The sequence below is a fragment of the Streptomyces sp. NEAU-W12 genome, from assembly GCF_026242095.1.
Lineage (GTDB): Bacteria > Actinomycetota > Actinomycetes > Streptomycetales > Streptomycetaceae > Streptomyces.
On record NZ_JAPJDM010000011.1, the window covers coordinates 55,914 to 78,791 of the forward strand.

A 22,878-nucleotide genomic window follows, 5' to 3' on the forward strand; every position below is an offset into this window, starting at 1 on the left:
CTCGCCGTCAGGACCACTTACTGCCGCTAGCAAAGGCGTTGGACGTGGCGGTGGGTGATCGGGCAGACGGCGAGGCCGAGGAAGGCTTCGTGGATATCGTCGCGTCGTTCCCAGCGGATCCGCAGGCGGCAAAAGCCGTGGAGCCAGGCGAGGGTGCGCTCGACGGCGTAGCGGAAAATGCCCAGACCGGTGCCGTGGGGCTCGTCCCGCTTCGCGATCACCGGCCGGGCCGAGCCAGCCGGTGTAGGTCTCGGCCGCCTTGCCGCCCACGCCGCCCTCACCGACGGTGAGGGCGAGCGTCTCCCCGGGGGCGACGGCGAGGGTGCACGAGACGTAGGCCGCCCCGCCTCCGCCACCGGTCAGGGACCCGTCGTTGTAGCCCCCGCCCGCCCCGCCGCCTCCGCCCAGGGCCACGACGTGGATTCGGCTGACGCGCTCCGGCACGGCAAATGTGTGGTCACCCGCATGCTTGAACGTCTGCACCTCGGCACCCGACGGCTGGAGCTCGTCGACCGGCCGCCCCGGGGTCTCGACACCCTCGTCGGGGAGCGCGGTGCACGCCTGCCCGGCGGACAGCGCCAGCGCCTCGCCATCGCCCGCGCCCCGATCAGGGCCCCCAAGGGGCTCGTCCTCGACGAGGCGACCTCGGCGCTGGACACCCGCTCCGAGGCGCTGGTCCAGGAGGCGCTCGCCCGGTTGTTGCGCGGACGGACCACATGCGTCGTGGCGCACCGGCTGTCCACCGTGCGCGGTGCCGACCGGATCGTGGTGATGGCGGACGGCCGGATCCGGGAGATCGGCACCCACGACGAACTGCTGCGCCGGGGAGGGGCGTACACCGCGCTGCACAGCGGGCAGGCGGTCTGAGGGAATGTCTGCACGGGACGGGGGTAGGCGCAGCCACACACCCAGAGAGAGGCGCCGTTCGTGCTGGTACCGGATCCGAAGACCCTCAGGCAACTGTTGACACGTTACGCGACGCTGCAGATCGCGCAGGCGGAGCGGCCCTCGCCCGTCGCGGCGCGCGAGCTGGAGGACATCACGTACACGCTCTGCGTGATGACGGGGACGACCGGTGTCCGCGAGGCCGTCACCCGCGCGGACACGCTGCTCGCCCGGGGGCGGGCCGGGGCCGATGGCCGGACCGCCGACCCGGACGGCCGCTGCCTGACCGTGTGACGGGCCGTCGCCCGGGCCGCTACGAGCCGCCGGTGCCCGCGACGGCCCGTCGCCCGTGGAACGCCGACCGGTAGGCGTACGGCGTGGTACCCACCACCTTGCGGAACCGCTCGCGGAACGCCGTGGGCGAGCCGAACCCGGACTGCTGGGCGATGCGTTCGACCGTGTGGTCGCTGTTCTCCAGCAGGTACTGGGCGCGCCGCACCCGGGCCCGCAGCAGCCACTGCACCGGAGTGGTGCCCGTCTGCTCGCGGAAACGGCGGCCGAAGGTGCGCTCGCTCATCCCGGCACGCGCCGCCATCGTCTTGAGGGTGACCTCGTGCGCCAGGTTGTCCTCGATCCATTCGAACAGCGGCTCGAGAGCCGACCCGCGGGGCACGGGCGGCTGCTTGTGCACGATGAACTGGGCCTGCCCGCCCTCCCGTTCCAGCGGCATGACGGACATCCGGGCCGTGTTCGCGGCCACGGCCGAGCCGAGGTCCCGACGGATCATGTGCAGGCACATGTCCAGCGCGGCTGCCGCGCCGGCCGAGGTGAGGATCTGCCCGTTGTCGACGTAGAGCACGTCCGGCTCCACCTCGACGTGCGGAAAGGCGCGGGCCAGCCGGTCCGTGGCCACCCAGTGCGTGGTGGCGCGCAGCCCGTCCAGCAGCCCCGCCTCCGCCAGCACGAACGCGCCCACGCACACCGAGGCGATCCGGGTGCCCGCCCCGGCCGCCCGGCGCAGCGCCGCGACGACGGCGGGGGAGAGCGGAGCGGCGCCCTCGGCGCGGCCCGGGACGATGATCGTGTCGGCGTCCGCCAGCGCCTCCAGCCCGCGGTCGACACGCAGGAACAGCCCGCCGTCCGCCGCCACCTCGGGTGTCTCGGCGCACGGCCGCACCCGGTAGGCCGGGCGGCCGTCGGGCAGCAGTGTCCAGTCGAAGGTCTGCATGGGGGCGGCCATGTCGAAGGGGATGACCCGGTCGAGCAGCAGAATCGCCACGGAGTGCATGAACGCCACGGTAACCGGGTTCCCGCCACTGGTGAGAACCGGGGTGGCGGCAGCACCGTGGGGCGGCGACCGGAGAGGGAGCAGGTGGCCGGGGTTGGCGGGAATCCGTCGGAAGCTGTCGATCCAGCCCCTGGGGGGAGGCCCGGCAGGCCCCTAGCGTGAGCCCTCACCGCTGATCACGCCAAGGAAAGAGCCCCGGTGACCAAGTTCCTGCTGTCCCTCCACGTCCTCGCCGCCATCCTCGCCGTCGGTCCCGTGACCGTCGCGGCGAGCATGTTCCCGCCGGCCGTGCGCCGCGCCGCCCCGGCCGGGGGCGACGGGCCCGTCGTGACGGCGGTGGCCACCGTCGAGGTGCTGCACCGCCTCTGCCGGGTCTACGCCCGCATCGGTATCGCGGTACCCGTACTGGGACTGGCCACAGCACTCGCCATGGGTGTCCTGGGCGACGGCTGGCTCGTCACCTCCCTCGGCCTGACGGCCGCGGCCGCGGCCGTCCTGGTCGCGTTCGTGCTGCCCCGCCAGGACGAACTCGTCGAGCAGCTGGCCCGGCACCGGTCCGTCGACCGGCAGGAGACAGTGCGGCTGGCCATGGTCACCGGCGTGTTCAACCTGCTGTGGGCGACCGTGACGGTCCTCATGATCGTCCGTCCCGGTTCGACCACGGGTGCCTGACCGGAGCCGCCGGTCCGTGCCTCCCGCCCCGGGGCGCGGCGGCTGCCCCTCGTGTGCAGGTCTGCGTCAAGCCGTATGGGTGAATTCCCCCTGAATGATGTCCGGGCGCTTACACTCATCAGTCGCGTCCCCGCCCCGGGGCCGACAAGACAGAGAGGCACGTTGCCGGGTGTTCAAGGAATCCCCCATCTACGACCGACTCGTCACGGAGCGCGGTGATGTGCCCGCACAGGTCCGCAGCGAAGCCGAACGAGTGAGCAGGGAACTGGAGCAGGTGATGCGCCCCCTGCAGCCCCCCGGGTACTCCCAGGGCGGCCTCGACCGGCCGCAGTCCCCGGGCAACGGCTGGCAGCGCACCGCAGCCCTGCTGCCCGGCCCCAGGCCGCAGTGATCCGGGCACCCGACCAAAGGGCGTGCCCGTGTCACCACGCCCCCGCGTGGTGACGGGTTCTCAGCACGCCGTGGTGCGCGTCTTGTCGGCCTTCGCCGTCTCCTCGGGAACGGGCCGGGCCAGCCAGTCGGCGACGGTGCGCGCGATCGGCTGTTCCGTCTCCACCTCGACGAATCCGAACTGCCCCGACTGGTTGCACTCCAGGAACCACCACGTCCCGTCGGCATCCTCGACGAAGTCGAAGGCCCCGTAGGCCAGTTCGGCCTTGCGTAGATAGGCGCGGACGGAGTCGGCGACGCGCGGCGGTACGTCGACGGGTTCCCAGGGTGCCCCGGGCGGCGCGAAACGCACATCCACCTCCGCCGGCTCGGCGCCGGGGTCGGCGGCCTTGCGGGCGGCCAGCAGTCGCTCGCCCACGGCGGTGAGCCGGATGTCGGCGCGCTTGGCGATCCGCCGCTGAAGCAGTGTCGGTCCGAACGCCACCGCGGCGAAGTCGGTGTCCGGTGCCACCCTGCTGGTCGGCACGGCCCGCGGCGGATCCTGCGGATGCGCTCCGGAGACCGGCTTGACCACCAGGTCCGGGAACCGCTCCGCGAACTCCCGGGCGGCGCGCGGGAAGGTCGTGATCACCGTGGCCGGCACGGGCAGGCCGCAGCGTTGCGCCAGCCGGAGCTGCCACGGCTTGTGGCGTGCCTGCCGAGCCGCGTCCGGATGGTTCATCCAGCGGGCGTCCGAGCCGCGCAGCATCCCGTAGAGGGCCTGAGCGGCCTCCTCGGTGAGCCAGGGCGAGGGCTGAGCCGCCCGCCCGGCCGGGGTGCCCGGCCTGCGCACCCACACGGACCGCAGCCCGCCGATGCTCACCAGCCGTCCCCCGGCGGAGAGGTGGCCGCGAAAACGGCCGTGGACGTATTCACCCGAGAGCGAGACGCCGCCGGTCAGATCGGCAGGGTCGAGGCGTACCACCGGAACCCCGGAGTCGTGCAGGTGCACGACCACCATGTCGGCGGTCACATCCTCCTCGCAGGTGAGGATCAGTATGGTCATCGTCTGTGGCCCACGGTCAGTCGTCGAAGTGGGTTTTGGAGCCCGCGGTGGACGTCGTGGTGCCCACCTCTCGCAACAGTGCGTGATCGCAGGCCGCCACCCGTCCGTCGGCGAGAACGTTCAACTGCAGTCCGGAGTCGTACACATACGGAGTCGTTACGGCCAACTCCGGTGCCGGACGTGCGTAGTTGAGCGCGAACGGTTGCATCGTCTCTCCCTCGTCGGTGCTGCGCCGACCAGGCGACTGCCCACTGCGCGCAGCCGCTTGGTCCGCCGACTTGTTTCGGCTTCCAGAGACTTATACGAATCGAACGGGTGGTTGGTTTCCTCACGGAGCGTAGTCATCGGCGGGTTCACGATCCGGTCGTCGGGATGTCGCTCCGGGGGAGCCCGCGCCGAGGGAACCGCGCATCGAGCGCAACGCGAGCAGCAGCACGCCGATGTCGTCCAGGTACACCGGGTCGGGCAGCAGGTCGGTGGGCAGGACGAGGTAGAGGACCGCGCCCCAGAACACCCAGCGCGGACCCGTGGGCAGACCGGCGCGCCGCAGCTCGCGCCGGGTGCGCACCAGCCGCACCGCGACGGCCACGGCGCAGGCCAGCACGGCGGCCGCGGCCACGACGAGTACCACGGTGGTGGTGTCCACGGACTGTCCTCCTCAAGATGCGGCGGGAGACGGACTCTCCCTCTGGATGCCCGGGAACGGCTCCGGTATGGCTCCTGCGGAAGCCGGCAAGGTGGCGCAGGTCATACCGGTGGCCCAGCCGAGTGGCCGTGCCGGGCGCGGGCGCCTAGTAATGGTCCACGTAACGTCGCTCTTCGTACGCTCGGGGGCGGGGAGCGGCCTGAGTCTTCCTTCATGGAGCCGAGCATGACCACCTGCTCATCGACACCTCCGTCGAGTACTTCGAGTCCCTCGGACAACTCGACCGTCCCGACTGCCTCCGAGATAACCGGCGGGACGGACGTGGTCCTCCCGCCGGAGGCACCACCCGCGCCCCCTCCGGCCGCCGGGACGGTTCACGGCACCGGCGGACTGCGTGTGGACAGGGGTACGGTCCAGCCGCTGCGCCTCGACGAGGAACAGGGCCGGCAGCGGTACGGCGATCCCGTGGGCGACCTGATGTACGCGGCGGTGTCGGACCGCCCCCTGGACGAGGTCGCCGGCCTCATCACGTCGCTGGCCCGTTCACCCGAACACACGCGGGCCGTGGTCGACGTCCTGCGGGCCATCGGGGTGAGCCGCTCCGTGGAGGACGTGGCCCGTCTGGTCGTCCTGCTGACCCGGCCGCCCCACGACGCCGACAGCGCGGACGAGGTGATCCGGGCCGCGGCAGCGCACCGCCCGGTGGAGGACGTGACCCGGTTGGTGGCACTGCTGCACAGCGAGCAGCTGGCCCCCCACTGCCGTGAGGAGGCCCTGCGGGCCGCCGCCTCCGGCCGCTCCGTCGAGGAACTGATCGAGCTGATAGACCGTCTGGCCGCGCAGCCCCCACGGGGCCCCGCCGGCCGCCCCACGCCCGGCTCGTCCTGGTACCAGGACGAGCCGGGGGAGCCGGCCGGCCTGTACGCGACCCGGAACGGGGCCAAGGACGCCGACGGGGACCGGCGCGGGGAGGAACCCGGGGGCGTCCTGGACGACGAGCTCCGGGCGCGACCGGGGGCGGGCCTTCCTCCCCCGTACCGCGGCGCACGGGGCGCGGTGGCCCTGCACTCGCGGCGGAGGATCCGGAGCCCCCGGCACCGGGCGCACGCGCAGGCCGTCCGGTCCGTGACCTGGTCGAGCTGGTCCGCCGCGGTGGCCCTCGCCGTGTGCGCGGTGGTCCACTTCCCGCTCCGCGGTGACGGTTCCTCCCTGGTCCCGCACGCCCTCGCGGTCGGCCTGCCGGTGCTCTGCACGGTGCTGGCCCTGATCCTGGTCGTACGCCCCGGCGTACTCGTCCTGGCGGCGGCGGTCGCGCTGCCGGCCGCCCTGGCCGGAGCCCATGCCTGCGGCGGTTCCTTCCCGTCCGCCGCCCTGCCCCGGGCCGTCGGCCTCGCACTCGCCCCTCAGTGGCTCGCCGGCCCGGCGGCCGTCGTCGCCGCGCTCCTGGCACTGACGGCCCTGGTCGTCCGGGTGGCGTCCCCGTTCCCCGGGAGACACTGGGCGGTGTGGCCGGAAGCCGTCACACCGCGGATGCCGGACTGACCGCCGTACGGTCCGGGGACGTCGCCCCGAAGCGCGGCCGGCCCCCAGAGGTCCGGCCCCCGGCCGTCCGGCACGGTCCGCCGGGCAGGACGCACTACGGACCGGAAGGCGTCGACCGCGCGTCGGCGGCGGGCGGAGCCTGAGGCTCCTCCCCAAAGGGCGACGGACGGCGTGTCCTGGGGCGGAACCTCAGGCGCTCGAACGTACGGGTCAGCTGCAGCATCGGGGACGCGGCCGGGGTACCGGCCGGCAGAGCCCGGACGGCCGAGCCCCCGGCGGCCTCCCGGTACGCGGCCAGCGCCTCGTGGGCACTCTCGGCGGCCTCCCGGTACAGGTCGCGGGACTTGGTCATGGCCTCCAGCGCATCGGTGTACAGAGCGACCAGCCGGCGCTCCCGGGCGAGCTCCTCCTCGAGGTTCAGCAGACGCCAGTCCTCCCGCAGCGCGCTCAGCGCCGCCTCGGCGCCGTCCGGCAGCGCACGCGGCAGGGCCGCGAACCGGGTCACCGCATCGACGAGACCGGCCGGCCGGGTGCCGTCCAGGAAGACCGCGCGCACCGAGGACTCCCCGGCGTCGTAGCCGTCCGGGACCGGACTGCCCGGCAGGACCACCGCACCACCGCGCGGCACCTCGACGCCGCAGTCGCGCAGCGCCCAGTTCACGACCCGCAGCTGGTGCGGCGCGGCGCGGTGTTCCACCACACGGTGTCGCAGGCCCGGCGGCAGCCAGTGCGCGAGCGGCACCCGGCCGCGGTCGTCCGTGGTCATCGCCTCGTGGACGACGACGTGGATGTTCCACCCGCTCCCGCTCCGCGCACAGTCGCGCATCAGCCGCCGTACGGCCTTGTCGTCCTCGGGGAGCGGACTGATCTCCCCCAGCCGCAGTCCCGTGGCCGCGTCGTGGTTCCAGCCCGTGTCCGGTTCGTCCACGGGCCAGAACATGCCGGTGGGGGAGGGCCACATGTGGTCCCACCGCTGTTCGGCCTCGGCGACCAGGATCCACGGCTGACCCTCGCCGGCAGCGGGTCCGATGCTCAGCCGGGCTCGCACGGTCACCGCGTCGGCGACCCGGAGACGGGCCTGGAAGACCAGGTCCGGCGCGACCTCCCGCGGCTCGGGCCCTGCCTCGGGCGGTTCTCCGGGCAGTTCGAGGAACGAGTCGATGCCCCCGCCGTCCTCCAGACGGCGCAGGGTGCGCCGGAGTACGTCGTGGACGGAACTCCCGGTGTGCCGGCCGGCGGTCAGCCAGACGGAGGGCGGGATCATGGGGCGGGCTGTGCGTGAGGTCGGCATGGGTCCAGGGGGGAACGGGGGCACGTGCTTCCCGCCATTCTCGTCGCTGTCCGGCGGCGGGGCCGGCACGGGCGGTCCGCCGGGCGGCGTTTCCCGTCCCCGCCACCCGTGTGGCGGGGCTGTCACGTGTCATCCGGCAGTGCTCTGCGCGCAGGTGTGTGCCGCACACGGGGTGTGCGGCACACACGTGGTGGGGGCCGCCCCCCCCGTGGTCGCGACGGTACCCCGTGACCGCAACGGGTTCCCGCGAGCAGGGCCGGCCCGCCATCCGCCAGGGGGAAGGCCCTGGCCGCACCCTGCCGCGCCGGTACCCCTCCGGGCGTGACTGCGGGCCCCTTCCGGCGACCGTGCCGGACCTCGAGAAAGCGCCGACCCTACCAGCGCCGAGGGGGCCGTGTCGCATATTCCAAGGGAAAACGCCAAAGCCCTCACCTCGATCGAGCACGCAGCGTAGCTTCGACGTCACGTTCGCGGTACAGCCGTGCGATGGAGGGGGATCCGGCGTGCCCGGAATCGACGAGAGCCTGCTGGAAGCCATGCGACTGCCCGGTGCGCGAGGAGCGCTGGTGGTCGACTGGATCAGTGGACTCGCGCTGGGTGCGGTGGGCGAGGCGCCGGGCGACGACTCGGAGGCCGCGGCGGCGGAGACCGCCGAACTCGCCCGCCTGGCCATGGAGAGCGGCACGCTCGCACCGGCCGATGGCAGGGCGTCCGTCCTGTCGGGAAAGGAAGCACCGGTCCAGGACCTGATCCTCACCACCGTCGACGCCTACCACCTGCTCCGGTTCGTGATCACGACCTTCGACAGCACCGTGTTCCTGTACCTGTGGCTCGACCGCAGTGAAGGCAACCTGGCCCTCGCCCGCATCCGGCTGGCCGAGATGGCGGACCGGCTGGTGCTCGGATGACCACCGCGGCAGCCGCCCACGGATCGGCGCCCGCCGTGCTCGGCAGCCTCGCGGCCGACCGCGCCACCGGCGCCCTCTCCACCGAGTCCGGGGTTTTCTACCTGGCCGCGGGACACGTCGTCCACGTCGAATCCGCGTACAGCCCCGACCTCGGCGATCTGCTCACCCGCAGCGGCGCGCTCCCCACCGACGGCTGGTGGGAGGCGGTCGAGCGGGCCGGCGCCCGCCACCGCGTCGGCCGCCAGCTCGTGGACAGCGGCCGGCTCACCGCCGGCGCGCTGGAGCTGTGCCACCTGGGCGCGCTCTTCGACGCCGCGTACTTCGCGCTCGCCCGGGACACCGCCGCGCTCCGCTTCAGACCCGAGGCCGCCCACTGGTTCGGGACGGTCCGCCCCGTCCCGGTGACAAGCGTGCTGCGTGAGTCGCGGCGCCGCCGTGACCTGCTGGACCGCATCTGGCCCGACCCCGCCGTCGACACCGCCCCGCTCACCCGCGCACCCGGCGCAGACCGGGCGGACCTGCCGCCCCGCCGCGGCCGGACCCTCGCCCGGGTCGACGGCACCAGCACCGCCGCGCAGATCGCCTCGGCCCTCGCGTGCCGCACCTTCCACACCCTCGTCGAGCTGCGCCGCCTGGCCGCCGACGGACTGATCATCCCCGCGCCGCCCCCGCCGGTCGCCTCCGTCCGTCCGGGCACCGGCGCATCCGGCGACGCGTGGGACGAGCCCGACACAGCACTGCTGCGACGGCTCCTGGACGCCTTGGAGGCCCTGTGATCCGCGCGCGTCGACAGCGTGCCGAAAGGAGACTGCTGATGGCCGTCGAGACCGACGTGCTGGACGAACTGCGTCGGCTCCGTACCCGGATCCCCCGGCTGGCGGGATCGCTCGCGGCCACCGTCGACGGGCTCGTCCTCGCCCACGACGTGCCCGACACCGAACCGGAGGGACTGGCCGCGCTCACCGCCGCCGCTCTCGGTGTCGCGTACCGCATGACGGATGCCGCCACCCGCGGCGAGTTCCGCGAACTGCTGGTGCGCGGCACCCGGGGGTACGTGGCGACCTACGCCGTCGGAAGCACCGCCGTGCTCACCCTGCTCGCCGACGACCGGGTCAACGTGGGCCGGCTGCATCTGGAGGGCAGGCGCAGCGGTGCCCGGATCGCGGAGCTGATCGACACCCGCGTCGGTCCGGGCGGGGGCAGGCACGCGGAGCGTGCGGCGCTCGACGCCCACGCCCCGCCGCCCCCGGACGCCGACCGCCGGATCGGCACCCTCCCGGTGCGCACCCCGCAGCGCCCCGCACACCAGCCCCGGCCCCAGCCCGGTGGCTGAACACCGGCTTCTTCCCCTCGGCCGGCCGCCGTGACGCGACCTGGCAGCCGGCCGGACCAACCATCACGATCGAAAGGACACCTCTCATGGCCAACACCGAGACCTCGCTCAAGGACTGCCTCAGCTCCATCGACGGCGCCACGGCCGCCGCACTCGTCGACTACACCAGCGGCATGGCGCTCGGCACGATCGGCGGCGGCAAGGACTTCAACCTGGAGGTCGCCGCCGCGGGCAACACCGACGTCGTGCGCTCGAAACTGCGCACCATGGAACTCCTGGGGCTGAAGGAAGAGATCGAGGACATCCTGATCACCCTGGACAGCCAGTACCACCTGATCCGCCTGATCAAGGGGCGCGGCGGCAACGGGCTGTTCCTGTACCTGGTGCTGGACTCGAGCCGTGCCAACATGGCGATGGCCCGCCACCAGCTGCGCCGGATCGAGAACGATCTGGAGGTCTGAGGCCAGGGTCGGTCCGGGAGGGTCCGGGCCGGTCCCGGCACTTCGCAGGACGGGTACGGATCTTCGCGCGTGCTGTGCGCGAAGATCCGTACCCGTCCTGCGAAGTGGTCAGGCAGCCACCTCGGGGAGCCACAGATCGGGACCGAAGACCTCGTAGCTGATCCGCCGGGCGGGGACACCCGCGCCCATGAGCCGGCCGCGCGCCGTACGCATGAACGGCAGCGGGCCGCACAGGTACACCGACGCGTCCGCCGGAACGTCGATTCCGGTGAGGTCCATCAGGCCGCTGCGCGCCCCGGGTTCCTCGTCGCCCGGCCGCTCGTACCAGAAGACGGCTCGGGCGCCCGGCAGTCGCTCCACCAGCGCCCGTACCTCGGCGCGCAGGGCGTGCTCCTCGGGTGAGGTGTCGGCGTGCAGTACCAGGACCCGGCGCGCCGAACCCGTTGCGGCGAGCCGGGCGAGCATGCCCACCATGGGGGTGCAGCCGATGCCGGCCGAGACCAGCACCAGCGGGGTGTCCGCCTCGTCGAGGGCCACGTCGCCGGCCGGTACGGACAGGGCGAGCTCGTCACCGGCGCGGGTGTGCGCGTGGAGCAGGTTGGAGACCTCGCCGTCCGGCGCCCCCGGGGCCCCGGTGACCCGCTTGACGGTGATACGGCGGAGATCGCCGCCCGGGTCCGAGGACAGACTGTACTGGCGCAGCTGGTGCACCCCGTCGGGCATCCGCAGCCGCACGCTCACGTACTGCCCGGCCCGTGCCGGCGGTGCCGGTTCGCCGTCGGCCGGGCGCAGCAGGAACGACACCACGTCGGCGGTCTCCTCGTGCCGCTCGACGACCGTCCACCGCCGCCAGATGTCACCAGGCGCGACTCCTGCGTCCTGGTAGAGGCGGGCCTCCTGCCCGATGAGGGCGCCCGCCATCAGCCAGTACACCTCGTCCCAGGCCGCGGCCACCTCGGGGGTGACGGCGTCGCCGAGTACCTCCGCTATGGCACCGAACAGGTACTTGTGCACGATGGTGTACTGGTCGTCGGTGACTCCGACCGCGATGTGTTTGTGCGCGATGCGGGTCAGCAGGGCGTCCGGCCGGCTGTCCGGGTCGGCGAGCAGCGCCTGAGCGAAGCCGGCGACGGAACCCGCCAGCGCCCGGCGCTGGGCACCACTGGCCTGATTGCCCCGGTTGAACATGCCGTCCAGGAGTTCGGGGCGGTCGCGGAACATCGCACCGTAGAAGCGTGCGGTGATCTCGTCGAGCGCTCCGGCCACGGCGGGAAGGGTGGCCCGGACCACTGCGGCGGATTCTTCGGACAGCATGAGGTCTCCCAACGACAGACGGGTGAGGGTGTCGGGCCGTCGTTCCGGACCGGCGGCACTTCTGTATAGCAACCCGACGGGCGTGTTCTCGGTGGTAACCACTGTTCGTGGGTGCTGCGGGCCCATCGGCCCGGCAGAAGAGGACCTTCGGTCCCGGGCGGCGCCCGGGGAACGGGGCCGGTCGGCCCGGCCCCGGGGACTCATGGTGCGCTGTTCAGGGAGCGGGTCCTCTTGCCTGCCGCGGGACCGACGGCGGCCGCGTCGAGCTCCGCCGGCAGGCGGGGCAGGAGCGCGAAGACGCCGGCGAGCCGGGTGTGGTGAAGGATCCGCAGCAGACCGGGGCCGCGCGTGACCAGCCGCAACCGCCCGCCGCGGGACAGGGCCGGTCCGCGCGCACGGCACAGTACGTGCAGGCCCGAGCAGTCGACGAACGGCACACCACGCAGATCGAGCACCAGGTCGGGAAAGACGCCGGCGGCCAACGCGTCCAGACGCCGCGACGGAACCGGCGCGGTCGGCAGGTCGAGTTCGCCCCGCGGGGCGACGCCCGTCGTTCCGGCGACGACCCGTTCGGCCGGCTCCGCCGCGGGCCTGCCATGATTTTCGGACATACCGACCAGTCAACCCGTACCGGCAGGTAGGGAATCCGCGGGCGGGCGCCGGCCAAGCGTTGTGCGGGTGTGCCTGCGGGCGTTGGGAACCGCCCGGCGGTCCGGTGGTCCGCCGCCCCGGTACCGTGGACGGAGCGACACCGCGGGGGAGCGGTGTCGCTCCTGTCTCCCAGGACGGCCCATCAGCGGGTGACCCTCCAGCTGCCGATGGTCCCGACACCCCGGCCGAAGTGCACGGGTCCTCTGCGGGGAGCGGGTGGCCGACGGAAATCAAGGCCGACCGGCCCTGGCCGTTCGGCCCGGAATCGAGAAGGATCTCGGTGAGGGACTTCCCGGCAGCAGCCGGCCGGGGCCCCGGTACACGGCCCGGCACACGACGGCCCGGCACACGAGGACAAGGAGCGTCAGATGGCGGACAGCGAGCGGCCAGGACCCGAGCGGCACATCCGGGTCTTCCTGCTGGACGACCACGAGGTGGTCCGCCGCGGAGTGCACGACCTGCTGAACGACGAACCGGACATCACGGTCGTCGGCGAGGCCGCCACCGTCGAGCAGGCACTGGTCCGCGTCCCCGCGCTCCGCCCCGACGTGGCGGTCCTCGACGTCCGCCTGCCCGACGGGGACGGTGTGACCGTGTGCCGTGAGCTGCGTTCGACGCTGCCGGACCTGGCCTGCCTGATGCTCACCTCGTTCGACGACGAGGAGGCCCTGCTGGACTCGATCATGGCGGGCGCCTCCGGCTATGTGCTGAAGCAGATCCAGGGCTCGGACCTGGTCACGGCCGTGCGGACGGTCGCCTCCGGGCAGTCCCTGCTCGACCCGAGTGCCACCACCCGCCTGATGGCCCGGCTGCGGCAGGAGAAGGAGCCGGAGGAGGAGCAGGACGCCCTGCCCGGACTGACCGAGCGCGAGCGCGAGATCCTCGCCCTGATCGGTGAGGGGCTGACCAACCGGCAGATCGGCCAGCGGCTCTATCTGGCGGAGAAGACGGTGAAGAACCACATCTCCCGGCTGCTGGCGAAGCTCGGCGTGGAGCGCCGTATCCAGGCCGCCGTGATCGCCACCCAGGCGCAGGACCGGATGCGGCGCACGGATCGCTGACGCCGGGTTCACCAACCGGTGGGATACGACCGGGCCACGCCCGTTAACGTGGCACCTGCCGGGGGCACGCCGCCGGTAGGGCGAGCGAACGGGAGGACTACGGGTGGAGAGCTCCGAGCGGGACGGGGACCCCCGTCCGCTGCTGCCGCAGTTGCGGCTGGACGACTTGTTGGAGGAGCTCCAGGCCCGGATCGACGCGGCCCGCGGCACGCGTGACCGGGTGCACAGCCTGCTGGAGGCCGTCCTCGAGGTGGGCCGCGAGCTGGACCTGAAACAGGTCCTGCACAGCATCGTCGACGCCGCAGCGGTGCTGGTGGACGCCGAGTACGCCGCTCTCGGCGTGATCGGCCCCGACGGCAAGCGGCTGTCGGCCTTCCACACGGTCGGCATCAGCGACGAGGAGATCGCCCGCATCGGCCACTACCCCGAGGGCCACGGCATCCTCGGGGAGCTGATCCGGCACCCCCAGCCGCTGCGGCTGACGAAGCTGTCCGAGCATCCCGCGTCCTTCGGTTTCCCTGCCCACCACCCGCCGATGAACAGCTTCCTCGGCGTCCCCATCCGGGTCCGCGACCAGATCTTCGGCAACCTGTACCTCACCGAGAAGCGTGCCGGGGCGCAGTTCGACGAGGAGGACGAATCGGTCCTGTCGACCCTGGCCGTAGCCGCCGGTGTCGCCATCGACAACGCCCGGCTGTACGAGGAGTCCCGGCTGCGGGAGCGGTGGCTGCAGGCGAACACGGAGATCACCCACGCCCTGATATCCGGAAGCGGCGGCAGTGAAACCCTCCTGCTGATCGCGGAACGGGCCATGGAGATCACCGGCGCGGCACTCGCCGAGGTGGCGGTGCCGATGGAGGGCACCGCGTCGCTGACCGTGGAACTCGCCATAGGCCAGGAGGCCGAGGCCCACCGCGGGCTCGTCGTCCCCGTCGACGACAGCCTTCTGGGCCGGGCGTTCACCACCGCCGCCCCCGTCACCAGCCCGGACGTCTCCTGCGACGAGCGGATGTCGTCCGGACCGCCGCGCTTCGCAGGCCTCGGCCCTGCGGTGGCCGTGCCCGTCGGGTCGGAGGACGGGGTACGGGGCATCGTCCTGCTGGTGCGCGCCGCCGGCCGCGGCGAGTTCTCCGACAAGGAGATCGAGCCGCTGCAGGGCTTCGCCGCACAGGCGGCGGTGGCGATGGAACTGGCGGAGCGTCGCCGCGACGCCGAACAGATCGCGGTGCTCGAGGACCGCGACCGGATCGCCCGGGACCTGCACGACCTGGCCATTCAGCGGCTGTTCGCCACCGGGATGACGCTGCAGAGCGCCGGCCGTTTCATCGAGCACAAGGAGGCCGCGGAGCGCGTGTCCCGGGCGGTGGACGACCTGGACGAGACCATCAAGATCATCAGATCGACCATTTTCGGCCTGCGTGCCCACGACGCCGCCTCCGGGGCCGGCCTGCGGGCCCGCGCCGTGCGGGTGGTCGGCGAGGTGGCCCCCGTGCTGGGCTTCGCGCCCAGCGTACGGATGGATGGCCTGGTCGACACCCACGTGCCGAAGGAGACCGCCGACCATCTGGTGGCCGTCCTGTCCGAGGCCCTGACCAACATCGCCCGGCACGCGCGTGCCGACCGGGTGGACGTGGCCCTGGAGACCGACGGCCGCGAGGTGCGGCTGACCGTCGCCGACAACGGTGTGGGCATCCCGGAGGGCGGCCGCCGCAGCGGGCTGCGCAACATGGCCGAACGCGCCGTGCGACTGGGCGGCGATCTGGAGATCGACAGCGCCTCCGGCCGCGGCACCACCCTGGTGTGGTGCGTGCCCGTGCGGGAGGGCTAGCCCTCCCGCACGGGCACCGCGGCGGTGCTCCGGAGGCGGCTGCGGCCGGTGTGTGTTCCTGTCCCGCGCGGGTACCCCGTGCGCAACCACCGCAGCCCGCTGGGCCTGCTGGGGGAAGGAGCGTCGACGTGGCCGGCTGGACCTGGGAGTACGAGGGATACGACCCCGCTGAGGTACGCCTGCGGGAGTCGCTGTGCACGCTCGGCAACGGCTTCTTCGCAACCCGGGGCGCGTTGCCGGAATGCGTCGCCGACGACGTGCACTACCCGGGCACGTACGCGGCCGGCTGCTACGACCGGCTCACCTCCGAGGTGGCCGGACGGCACATCGAGAACGAGGACCTCGTCAACCTGCCCAACTGGCTGCCCCTGCGGTTCCGGCTCCCCGGGGAGCCGTGGCTCACCCCCGACACGGCGACCGTGCTCGACCACCGTGAGACCCTCCTGCTCTCCGCGGGGCTGCTGGAGCGCCTGACCCGGTACGACCTGGGGGAGGGCCGGGTACTGAGGGTGCGCCAGGAACGCCTGGTGCACATGGCCGATCCTCATCTGGCCGCGTTGCGCACCGAGTTCACGCCCGAGGGGCGCTTCGGCGCACTCGAGGTCGAGGCGGCCCTCGACGGCGGCGTCACCAACGCCGGAGTGGCCCGCTACCGGGACCTGGACGGCCGTCACCTGACCCATGTGCACAGCGGCAGCACGGTACCGGACACCGTGTGGCTGCGCTGCCGCACCCGCACCTCCGGCATCCGGATCGCCCAGGCGTCCCGGCTGCTCTCCGAGGCACCCGTCACCCTCCACGAGGAGAAACCACGGGCCGCCCAGCTGACACGTCTGCACCTGACCGCGGGCCGTACGGCGACCGTGGACAAGATCGTCGCCCTGTACACCTCACGCGACCCGGCCATCAGCGACCCCCTGCACGCCGCCGTCGACCGGGTGGGCCGCGTCGCCGGCTTCGCGGAGCTGGTGGAGTCCCACCGGACGGCCTGGGGCCGGCTGTGGCGCCGGGGCGAACTGGACGTGCCCGGGGAGGCCGGTACCATCCTGCGCCTGCACCTCTTCCACGTACTGCAGACCCTCTCCCCGCACACCGCCGATCTGGACGTCGGCGTACCGGCCCGGGGCCTGCACGGAGAGGCGTACCGCGGGCACGTCTTCTGGGACGAGCTGTTCGTGCTGCCCTACCTCAACCTGCACTTCCCCGAGGTCTCCCGGGCTCTGCTGCACTACCGCCACCGGCGTCTCGACCGCGCCCGCACCGCAGCCCGGGACGCCGGACGGCGAGGGGCCATGTTTCCCTGGCAGAGCGGCAGTGACGGCCGGGAGGAGGCCCAACAGGTCCACCTCAACCCGCGGTCGGGCCACTGGGTGCCCGACCACTCCCGCCTCCAGCACCATGTGGGCTCGGCGATCGCGTACAACGTGCGGCAGTACTGCGAGGCCACCTGCGACACCGAGTTCCTGCACACCAAGGGCGCCGAGCTGCTCCTGCAGATCTCCCGCTTCTGGTCGGACGCCGCCGCCTACGACCCGATCCTGGGCCGTTACCGCATCAAGGGGGTGATGGGCCCCGACGAGTACCACGACGCCTACCCCGACGCCCCCGGGCCCGGAGTCGACGACAACGCCTACACGAACGTCACCGCGGCCTGGGTGCTCGCCCACACCCTGGACGTGCTGCGCGACCTGCCCGAGCCGCGCCGGCGCGAGCTCGACGAACACACGGGCCTCGACCGGAGCGAACTCGAGAGGTGGGAGGAGGTCTCCCGAGCCCTGCACGTGCCCTTCCACGACGGCGTCGTCAGCCAGTTCGAGGGCTACGGAAAGCTCGCCGAGCTCGACTGGCGGGACTACCGGCGGCGGTACGAGGACATCCGGCGCCTGGACCGGATCCTGGAGGCCGAGGGCGACACCGTCAACCGCTACCGGGCCTCGAAACAGGCGGACGTCCTGATGCTCGGGTATCTGTTCTCCCCGGGCGAACTGCGCGGCCTCTTCCGCCGGCTGGGGTACGGGATGGACGAGGCGACCTGGCGCCTCACGGTGGACCACTACCTGCACCGCACCAGTCACGGGTCCACCCTCAGCGGCCTCGTCCACGGATGGGTACTGGCCCGCGACCGGCGCGCCGAGGCCTGGACGTTCTGCCAGGAGGCCCTGCGCGGCGACATCGCCGACATCCAGGGCGGCACCACCGGCGAGGGAATCCACCTCGGTGCCATGGCCGGGACCCTCGACCTGGTCCAGCGCGGGCTGCCCGGCCTGGAGACGCGCAACGGCGACCTGCGGCTGGATCCGGTGCCCCTGCCGGAGCTGTCCTCCTACGGCTTCACCCTGCGCTACCGCGGCCACTGGGGCGTCCGGCTGCGCCTGGAGCGCGGGCGCGTGGAGATCGCCGTACCCTCGTCGGGGCCCGGCCCCCTCGACGTACGCCTCCCGGACCGTACGGCCCGCCTCCAGCCGGGGGAGACGGGCCACCTGCCCCTCACGGACTGACGGTCCGGCGCCAGCAGGTCATCGGGTACCGCTCACTTGTGGAACGTGATGTATCCGTCGCCGTCCCGGTCGGAGCCGCGCTTCGTGTACGCGTGCGCGTCGGCGCGGCTGCCCGTCGGCTTGACGAGGTAGATCGTGTCCTTGTCGTTGTTCCAGATGAAATTGCAGTTGTCGCGGTAGACGACGTCGTTCATGTCGGAGTCGGTGCCGTTGCCGCCGCGCAGCTTCACGTGGTCGCGGGGCTGGAGGTAGTGGTCCACCTTGAAGACGAACCGGTTCCCGGCGGCGTCCTTGACGACGTACCCCCTGAGGTTCACGGTCCTCGTCGACGAGTAGTTCCTGATCGTCAGGTACTCCTGGTGCGTGTTGCCCGTGGAGCACTTGTTGGAGTCGCGCCCCGGGGCGTCGTACTGGACGCCCCGGACCTTCAGCGCGGAGGTGTACTCGGCGGCGTGCGCCGGAACGGCCGTCAGAGCGGCCAGGGCCCCCGCGACGGCTGTGGTCGCCACGACAGCGGTGCGTATACGCATGAACTCGTCCCCCCTGCATGACCCTTGCGTGAGGATCATATGGTGTTCAAGTGAAGGATCGGATGGTACACAATTCCGACCCCGCCTCCACCCAGGGGGTCTCGCAGCCCCGACGGGCCCAACGGGCCTGGCGGAACCAAGTCCCCGCGCACGTGACGGAGCGCCCGCCCGGTCCGTCAGGACCGAACGGGCGCTCGCCGGTACGTCGTCGCGGCCGGGACCGGGTCAGGCGCCGCTCTCCCGCAGCATGTCCTCACGCTCGACGAGCTTCACGCGCGCGCGCCCCTGCGGCTCGCCCAGCGCCTTCTCCGCGGCGTCCAGCCGGTACCAGCCGTCCCAGGTGGTGTAGCGGACGGAGTGTTCGGCGAGGAACGCGTCCACGGCCTCGGGCTCGGGCGTCGCGGGCGTCTGCAGCCGTCCGTTGGCGAAGTCGTCCAGCAGGTTCGAGACCGTCTCGTTGGCGTCGCCCTTGGTGTGGCCGATCAGGCCGATGGGGCCGCGACGGATCCAGCCGGTGACGTACGTCGACGTCAGGTGCTCGCCGTTCTCCTGGATGACCCGGCCGCCCTCGTCCGGAACGGTGCCGGAGTCGATGTCCCAGGGCAGCTTGGGGAGTTTGTCGGACAGGTAGCCCACCGCGCGGTAGACCGCGGTGACGTCCCAGTCCTTGAACTCGCCGGTGCCCCTGACGTTTCCGGTGCCGTCGAGCTCGGTGCGCTCGGTGCGCAGGCCGGTCACCTTGCCGTCCTCGCCGAGGATCTCCGACGGCGACTCGAAGAAGTGCAGGAACAGCTTGTGCGGGCGGTCGCCGACATCGCGGATCGCCCACTTCTCCAGCGTCTTCGCGACCATGTCGGCCTGCTTGTTGCCGCGCCGGGTGGCGATCGACCCCTCGTCGTAGTCGATGTCCTCGGGGTCGACGACGACCTCGATGCTGGGGGAGTGGTCCAGCTCCCGCAGCTCCATCGGGCTGAACTTCGCCTGCGCCGGGCCGCGGCGGCCGAAGACGTGGATCTCCCGCGCCTTGTTGGCCTGCAGTCCTTCGTGGACGTTCGGCGGGATCTCGGTCGGCAGCAGCTCCTCCGCCGTCTTGGCGAGGATGCGAGCGACGTCCAGGGCGACATTGCCGACCCCGAGCACGGCGACCTTCTCCGCGTCCAGCGGCCAGGTGCGCGGCACGTCCGGGTGCCCGTCGTACCAGGAGACGAAGTCCGCGGCACCGTACGAGCCGTCGAGGCCGATCCCCGGGAGGGAGGACATCGCCCGGTCGGCGGTCGCGCCGGTGGCGAAGATCACGCCGTCGTAGAACGCGCGCAGGTCGTCGAGGTGGATGTCGGTACCGTAGTCCACGTTGCCGAACAGCCGGATCTGCGGCTTGTCGAGCACCTGGTGCAGGGCCGTGATGATTCCCTTGATCCGCGGGTGGTCGGGAGCGACGCCGTAACGGATCAGACCGAACGGTGCCGGCATGCGCTCGAAGATGTCGATCGAGACACCCGGGTCGGCGGCAACGTCGGACTTGAGCAGGGCGTCGGCGGCGTAGATCCCGGCGGGGCCGGATCCCACGACGGCTACCCGCAGGGGGCGGGGCATGGTCAGGTTCCCTTCGAGCGATGACATGAGCCTCGCCGGAAATCCTAAGCTAAGGCATGCCTAACCTGGTACGCGGGTTCAGTCTATGGACTCATAAGTGGACCTTATGACCGCCCTTGTGGATCCCCGGACAGTCCTCCACGGATCACGGGATGTGCTGTTCCGCCCAGATGATCTTACCGGTCGGCAGGTAGCGGGTGCCCCACCGCTCCGACATCTGCGCCACCAGGAACAGGCCGCGCCCGCCCTCGTCGTTCATGGTCGCGTACCGCAGATGCGGAGACGTGCTGCTGTTGTCGAAGACCTCGACGATCAGATTGCGGTCGCGCAGCACCCGTACCTCGATGGGGCCGGCGCCGTGGCGGATCGCGTTGGTGACCAGCTCGCTCAGGATCAGCTCTGTGGTGAAGACCAGCTCGTCCAGGCCCCACTCGGACAGTTTCCGCGCGGTCGTGGCACGCACCTCGGCGACCGCCGCCGGGTCGGACGGCACCGGCCACCGGGCGATCCGGTCCTCGGGGAGCGTCTGCGTACGCGCCACGAGCAGGGCGATGTCGTCCCGCGCCTTGACCGGACGCCGGGCCTGCAGCACGGCCCGGCAGGTGTCCTCGGGGGAGTCCCCGGCCCGGGACAGCGCCTCGCGCAGCAGCTCGAGACCGACGTCGATGTCATGGCTGCGGTCCTCGACGAGCCCGTCCGTGTACAGGACCAGTCGACTGCCCTCCGCCAGCTCCAGTTCGGCGGTCTCGAACGGCAGCCCGCCCAGCCCCAGGGGCGGGCCGACGGGCACGTCCGCGTACCGCACGGTGCCGTCCGGGCGGATCAGCGCGGGCGGCGGATGTCCCGCGCGGGCGACGGTGCAGCGCCGGGTGACCGGATCGTAGACGGCGTACAGACAGGTCGCCCCGGTCACCGGAGCGCTGTGCTCGTCCTGCGCCTCGTCCTGGTCGATGCGGCCGACCAGCTCGTCGAGCAGGCCCAGCAGCTCGTCGGGCGGCAGGTCGAGCGCCGAGAAGTTGTGCACCGCCGTGCGCAGCCGCCCCATGGTGGCCGCCGCGTGCAGCCCGTGCCCGACGACGTCGCCCACCACCAGCGCGACCCGCGCGCCGGACAGCGGCAGGACGTCGAACCAGTCACCGCCCACCCCGGCCTGCGCGGGCAGATAGCGGTAGGCGATCTCCAGCGCGCTCTGCTCGGGCAGGCTGCGCGGCAGCAGACTGCGCTGGAGCGTCACCGCCATGCTGTGCTCGCGCGTGTACCGGCGGGCGTTGTCGATGGACACCGCGGCCCGTGCGACCAGCTCCTCCGCCAGGGCCAGCTCCTCCTCGTCGAACGGCTCGGGCTTTTCGGAACGCCAGAAGCTGACCACACCCAGCACCAGGGAACCGGCCCGCAGGGGCACGGTGATCAGCGAGTGGATCCCGTACGCCACGATCTCCCCGGAGCGCTCCATGTCCTGCGCCCGCCACCCCGGGGCCTCGCTCAGCCGGGGCTCGATGAGCGACCGGCCGGAGACCAGGCTGCGGCCCTGCGGGGACGATCCGACGAACCGGGTCCGGCTGCCCACCGGGTACAGCGGGGTCTCCCTGCGGATGCCGGACATCGCCGTGCGGCGCACCGACCCCGCCATGTCCGGCTCGCCGCCGGCCAGCACCGGCTCGAACAGGTCCACCGTGGCGAAGTCCGCGAACCGCGGTACGGCCAGTTCCGTCAGCTCCTCGGCCGTGCGCGCCACGTCCAGGCTGGTCCCGATGCCCACACCGGCGTCGTAGAGCATGTCGAGCCGCTCCCGGGCGGTCTCGGCCCGGCCGGACAGGGCGCGCAGCTCCGTGGAGTCGCGGACCGTGGCGACGCTGCCGGGCGGGCCTCCCACGCGGTCGGTGGACCGCTGGTTGACCGCCAGCAGCCGGTCGCCGACCCGGTGCACCTCGTCCGTGGCGACCCGCCCCGAGGACAGCAGTTCGGCGGTGCCGGGGCCGAGGGGGAGGTCGAGCACGTCGCGGCCCTCCGCGTCCTCGGGCAGGCCGAGCAGTCGGTGCGCCTCGTCGTTGGCGAGCAGCAGGGTGCCGTCGTCGTCGACGATGACCACGCCTTCCCGCACCGCGTGCAGCACAGCGTCGTGGTGCTCGTACATGCGGGTCATCTCGTGCGGGCCCAGCCCGTGGGTCTGCCGCAGCAGGCGCCTGCTGACCAGGGCCGCTCCGGTGGTGGCCAGCACGAGCGCGACCGCCCCCGCGGCCAGCACCAGGGGCAGCTGCTCCTCGGCGACGCCGCCGACGTTCTCGGTCGTGATGCCGGCCGACACGAGACCCACGACAACGCCGTCGGGGTTGTCCACCGGCACCACGGCCTGGACCAGTGGGCCGATGGTGCCGGTGATCTCCTCGGTCACCGGCTGTCCGGCCAGCGCGGGCCGGAGGGTGCCGACGAACTTCTTGCCGATCCGGTCCGTCTTCGGGTGCGTGTAGCGGATGCCGTCGGTGTTCATGACGACGACGAAGTCGACCTCGGCCTGTTTGCGGATGGCCTCCGCCCGCGGCTGGAGCAGGAGGGTGGGGTCGGGGGACTCGAGTGCCTCGACGATGCCCGGCGAGTGGGCCAGTGTCTCCGCCACGGCGAGGGAGCGGTTGCGGGCCTCCAGTGTGCTGTCGTGCCGTACTTGCAGGACCAGGGCGAACACGGCGGACACGACCAGCAGCAGCACGATCACGACGTACAGGATGAAGACCTGCCCGGCGACGCTGCGGGCGCTCAGCAGGGACCGGAGCCACTTCGGTGGGTGCCACCGGGAGTCACCGCCTCCCTGTCGCTTCCGACGTACGGAGGCCGTGGTGCTGGGCCGCTGGGGCGACCGGGCCTGGGAACGACCCATCAGTCGGACCATGTGCCGAGCTTACCCACAGCCCGGAAACGCGCGCTTTCGGCCGGATGAGCACCTGGGG

Annotated in this window: 21 protein-coding genes and 2 pseudogenes; 12 read left to right on the top strand and 11 right to left on the bottom strand. The window is 72.4% G+C overall.

Annotation, left to right across the window (positions count from 1 at the left end; all coding sequences use genetic code 11):
• Positions 1-26: 26 nt before the first annotated feature.
• A pseudogene (locus ORI94_RS15640) lies at positions 27-224 on the bottom strand (IS5/IS1182 family transposase); the annotation flags it as partial.
• Positions 225-498: 274 nt separating this feature from the next.
• On the opposite strand from ORI94_RS15640, the pseudogene ORI94_RS15645 reads away from it, so the two are divergent.
• Both ORI94_RS15645 and ORI94_RS15650 read left to right on the top strand, forming a co-directional pair.
• A pseudogene (locus ORI94_RS15645) lies at positions 499-867 on the top strand (ATP-binding cassette domain-containing protein); the annotation flags it as partial.
• Positions 868-927: 60 nt separating this feature from the next.
• On the top strand, positions 928-1,179 hold the full coding sequence (locus tag ORI94_RS15650; RefSeq protein ID WP_266075678.1) for a DUF5133 domain-containing protein: 252 nt from the start codon (positions 928-930) through the stop codon (positions 1,177-1,179).
• A gap of 19 nt (positions 1,180-1,198) precedes the next feature.
• Here the strand turns inward: ORI94_RS15650 and ORI94_RS15655 are convergent, their stop codons facing one another.
• On the bottom strand, positions 1,199-2,173 hold the full coding sequence (locus ORI94_RS15655) for a GlxA family transcriptional regulator (RefSeq protein WP_266075680.1): 975 nt from the start codon (positions 2,171-2,173) through the stop codon (positions 1,199-1,201).
• 198 nt (positions 2,174-2,371) lie between these two features.
• Here ORI94_RS15655 and ORI94_RS15660 point away from each other — a divergent pair, with 198 nt between their 5' ends.
• Both ORI94_RS15660 and ORI94_RS15665 read left to right on the top strand, forming a co-directional pair.
• Entirely contained in the window at positions 2,372-2,845 is a 474-nt protein-coding gene (locus tag ORI94_RS15660) for a DUF2269 family protein (protein WP_266075682.1), read from the top strand.
• Between the two features lie 169 nt (positions 2,846-3,014).
• Positions 3,015-3,236, top strand: a complete 222-nt coding sequence (locus ORI94_RS15665; RefSeq protein ID WP_266075685.1) for a hypothetical protein — start codon at positions 3,015-3,017, stop codon at positions 3,234-3,236.
• Between the two features lie 60 nt (positions 3,237-3,296).
• Here ORI94_RS15665 and tgmB read toward each other — a convergent pair whose 3' ends face one another.
• From tgmB to ORI94_RS15680, 3 genes are all read right to left on the bottom strand, one after another.
• Positions 3,297-4,280 (bottom strand): ATP-grasp ribosomal peptide maturase, encoded by a 984-nt coding sequence (tgmB, locus tag ORI94_RS15670; RefSeq protein ID WP_266075686.1) that lies wholly within the window; start codon positions 4,278-4,280, stop codon positions 3,297-3,299.
• Between the two features lie 16 nt (positions 4,281-4,296).
• Complete coding sequence (tgmA, locus tag ORI94_RS15675; RefSeq protein WP_266075688.1) at positions 4,297-4,488, bottom strand: putative ATP-grasp-modified RiPP; 192 nt, start codon at positions 4,486-4,488, stop codon at positions 4,297-4,299.
• 120 nt (positions 4,489-4,608) lie between these two features.
• Positions 4,609-4,926 carry a YkvA family protein gene (locus ORI94_RS15680; RefSeq protein WP_266075690.1) on the bottom strand — a complete coding sequence of 106 codons (318 nt, stop codon included), beginning with the start codon at positions 4,924-4,926 and terminating at the stop codon, positions 4,609-4,611.
• A gap of 396 nt (positions 4,927-5,322) precedes the next feature.
• Here ORI94_RS15680 and ORI94_RS15685 point away from each other — a divergent pair, with 396 nt between their 5' ends.
• Positions 5,323-6,468 carry a hypothetical protein gene (locus ORI94_RS15685; RefSeq protein ID WP_266075692.1) on the top strand — a complete coding sequence of 382 codons (1,146 nt, stop codon included), beginning with the start codon at positions 5,323-5,325 and terminating at the stop codon, positions 6,466-6,468.
• Between the two features lie 94 nt (positions 6,469-6,562).
• Here the strand turns inward: ORI94_RS15685 and ORI94_RS15690 are convergent, their stop codons facing one another.
• On the bottom strand, positions 6,563-7,759 hold the full coding sequence (locus tag ORI94_RS15690; RefSeq protein WP_416237829.1) for a hypothetical protein: 1,197 nt from the start codon (positions 7,757-7,759) through the stop codon (positions 6,563-6,565).
• Between the two features lie 503 nt (positions 7,760-8,262).
• On the opposite strand from ORI94_RS15690, the gene ORI94_RS15695 reads away from it, so the two are divergent.
• The 4 genes from ORI94_RS15695 (at position 8,263) to ORI94_RS15710 (ending at position 10,461) form a co-directional block, all read left to right on the top strand.
• Positions 8,263-8,667: a hypothetical protein gene (locus tag ORI94_RS15695; RefSeq protein ID WP_266075696.1), complete on the top strand. Its 405-nt coding sequence runs from the start codon at positions 8,263-8,265 to the stop codon at positions 8,665-8,667.
• The gene (locus ORI94_RS15700) at positions 8,664-9,443 is read left to right on the top strand and encodes a hypothetical protein (protein ID WP_266075698.1); all 780 of its coding nucleotides are present in this window, start codon (positions 8,664-8,666) and stop codon (positions 9,441-9,443) included. Before ORI94_RS15695 ends, ORI94_RS15700 begins: the two co-directional genes overlap by 4 nt.
• A 38-nt stretch (positions 9,444-9,481) precedes the next feature.
• Complete coding sequence (locus ORI94_RS15705; RefSeq protein ID WP_266075701.1) at positions 9,482-10,000, top strand: roadblock/LC7 domain-containing protein; 519 nt, start codon at positions 9,482-9,484, stop codon at positions 9,998-10,000.
• A gap of 86 nt (positions 10,001-10,086) precedes the next feature.
• Positions 10,087-10,461, top strand: a complete 375-nt coding sequence (locus ORI94_RS15710) for a hypothetical protein (RefSeq protein WP_062188909.1) — start codon at positions 10,087-10,089, stop codon at positions 10,459-10,461.
• 108 nt (positions 10,462-10,569) lie between these two features.
• Here ORI94_RS15710 and ORI94_RS15715 read toward each other — a convergent pair whose 3' ends face one another.
• A complete protein-coding gene (locus tag ORI94_RS15715; protein ID WP_266075706.1) occupies positions 10,570-11,775 on the bottom strand; it encodes a globin domain-containing protein in 1,206 nt (401 codons plus the stop codon).
• Positions 11,776-11,975: 200 nt separating this feature from the next.
• Positions 11,976-12,386, bottom strand: a complete 411-nt coding sequence (locus ORI94_RS15720; RefSeq protein WP_266075707.1) for an STAS domain-containing protein — start codon at positions 12,384-12,386, stop codon at positions 11,976-11,978.
• Positions 12,387-12,794: 408 nt separating this feature from the next.
• Between ORI94_RS15720 and ORI94_RS15725 the strand changes: the two genes are divergently transcribed.
• From ORI94_RS15725 to ORI94_RS15735, 3 genes are all read left to right on the top strand, one after another.
• Positions 12,795-13,487 carry a response regulator gene (locus tag ORI94_RS15725; RefSeq protein ID WP_266075709.1) on the top strand — a complete coding sequence of 231 codons (693 nt, stop codon included), beginning with the start codon at positions 12,795-12,797 and terminating at the stop codon, positions 13,485-13,487.
• Between the two features lie 103 nt (positions 13,488-13,590).
• Positions 13,591-15,315: a GAF domain-containing sensor histidine kinase gene (locus ORI94_RS15730; RefSeq protein ID WP_266075711.1), complete on the top strand. Its 1,725-nt coding sequence runs from the start codon at positions 13,591-13,593 to the stop codon at positions 15,313-15,315.
• A 128-nt stretch (positions 15,316-15,443) separates the two neighbouring features.
• Positions 15,444-17,813 (top strand): glycoside hydrolase family 65 protein, encoded by a 2,370-nt coding sequence (locus ORI94_RS15735; RefSeq protein ID WP_266075713.1) that lies wholly within the window; start codon positions 15,444-15,446, stop codon positions 17,811-17,813.
• A 32-nt stretch (positions 17,814-17,845) separates the two neighbouring features.
• Here ORI94_RS15735 and ORI94_RS15740 read toward each other — a convergent pair whose 3' ends face one another.
• The 3 genes from ORI94_RS15740 to ORI94_RS15750 form a co-directional block, all read right to left on the bottom strand.
• Positions 17,846-18,343, bottom strand: a complete 498-nt coding sequence (locus ORI94_RS15740) for a lamin tail domain-containing protein (RefSeq protein WP_266075715.1) — start codon at positions 18,341-18,343, stop codon at positions 17,846-17,848.
• Positions 18,344-18,568: 225 nt separating this feature from the next.
• The gene (locus ORI94_RS15745) at positions 18,569-19,936 is read right to left on the bottom strand and encodes an FAD-dependent oxidoreductase (protein ID WP_266075717.1); all 1,368 of its coding nucleotides are present in this window, start codon (positions 19,934-19,936) and stop codon (positions 18,569-18,571) included.
• Positions 19,937-20,081: 145 nt separating this feature from the next.
• Positions 20,082-22,820, bottom strand: coding sequence for a SpoIIE family protein phosphatase (locus ORI94_RS15750; RefSeq protein ID WP_266075719.1), 2,739 nt, complete (start codon positions 22,818-22,820; stop codon positions 20,082-20,084).
• Positions 22,821-22,878 lie beyond the last annotated feature (58 nt).

What these genes read in the sequence shown, in the direction of transcription:
- ORI94_RS15710 (WP_062188909.1), top strand. Translation starts at nt 10,087, where the DNA reads ATGGCCAACACCGAGACCTCGCTCAAGGACTGCCTCAGCTCCATCGAC.
- ORI94_RS15740 (WP_266075715.1), bottom strand. Translation starts at nt 18,343, where the DNA reads ATGCGTATACGCACCGCTGTCGTGGCGACCACAGCCGTCGCGGGGGCC.
- ORI94_RS15700 (WP_266075698.1), top strand. Translation starts at nt 8,664, where the DNA reads ATGACCACCGCGGCAGCCGCCCACGGATCGGCGCCCGCCGTGCTCGGC.
- ORI94_RS15720 (WP_266075707.1), bottom strand. Translation starts at nt 12,386, where the DNA reads ATGTCCGAAAATCATGGCAGGCCCGCGGCGGAGCCGGCCGAACGGGTC.
- ORI94_RS15745 (WP_266075717.1), bottom strand. Translation starts at nt 19,936, where the DNA reads ATGCCCCGCCCCCTGCGGGTAGCCGTCGTGGGATCCGGCCCCGCCGGG.
- ORI94_RS15715 (WP_266075706.1), bottom strand. Translation starts at nt 11,775, where the DNA reads ATGCTGTCCGAAGAATCCGCCGCAGTGGTCCGGGCCACCCTTCCCGCC.
- tgmA (WP_266075688.1), bottom strand. Translation starts at nt 4,488, where the DNA reads ATGCAACCGTTCGCGCTCAACTACGCACGTCCGGCACCGGAGTTGGCC.
- ORI94_RS15705 (WP_266075701.1), top strand. Translation starts at nt 9,482, where the DNA reads ATGGCCGTCGAGACCGACGTGCTGGACGAACTGCGTCGGCTCCGTACC.
- ORI94_RS15750 (WP_266075719.1), bottom strand. Translation starts at nt 22,820, where the DNA reads ATGGTCCGACTGATGGGTCGTTCCCAGGCCCGGTCGCCCCAGCGGCCC.
- ORI94_RS15690 (WP_416237829.1), bottom strand. Translation starts at nt 7,759, where the DNA reads ATGCCGACCTCACGCACAGCCCGCCCCATGATCCCGCCCTCCGTCTGG.
- ORI94_RS15725 (WP_266075709.1), top strand. Translation starts at nt 12,795, where the DNA reads ATGGCGGACAGCGAGCGGCCAGGACCCGAGCGGCACATCCGGGTCTTC.
- ORI94_RS15655 (WP_266075680.1), bottom strand. Translation starts at nt 2,173, where the DNA reads ATGCACTCCGTGGCGATTCTGCTGCTCGACCGGGTCATCCCCTTCGAC.
- tgmB (WP_266075686.1), bottom strand. Translation starts at nt 4,280, where the DNA reads ATGACCATACTGATCCTCACCTGCGAGGAGGATGTGACCGCCGACATG.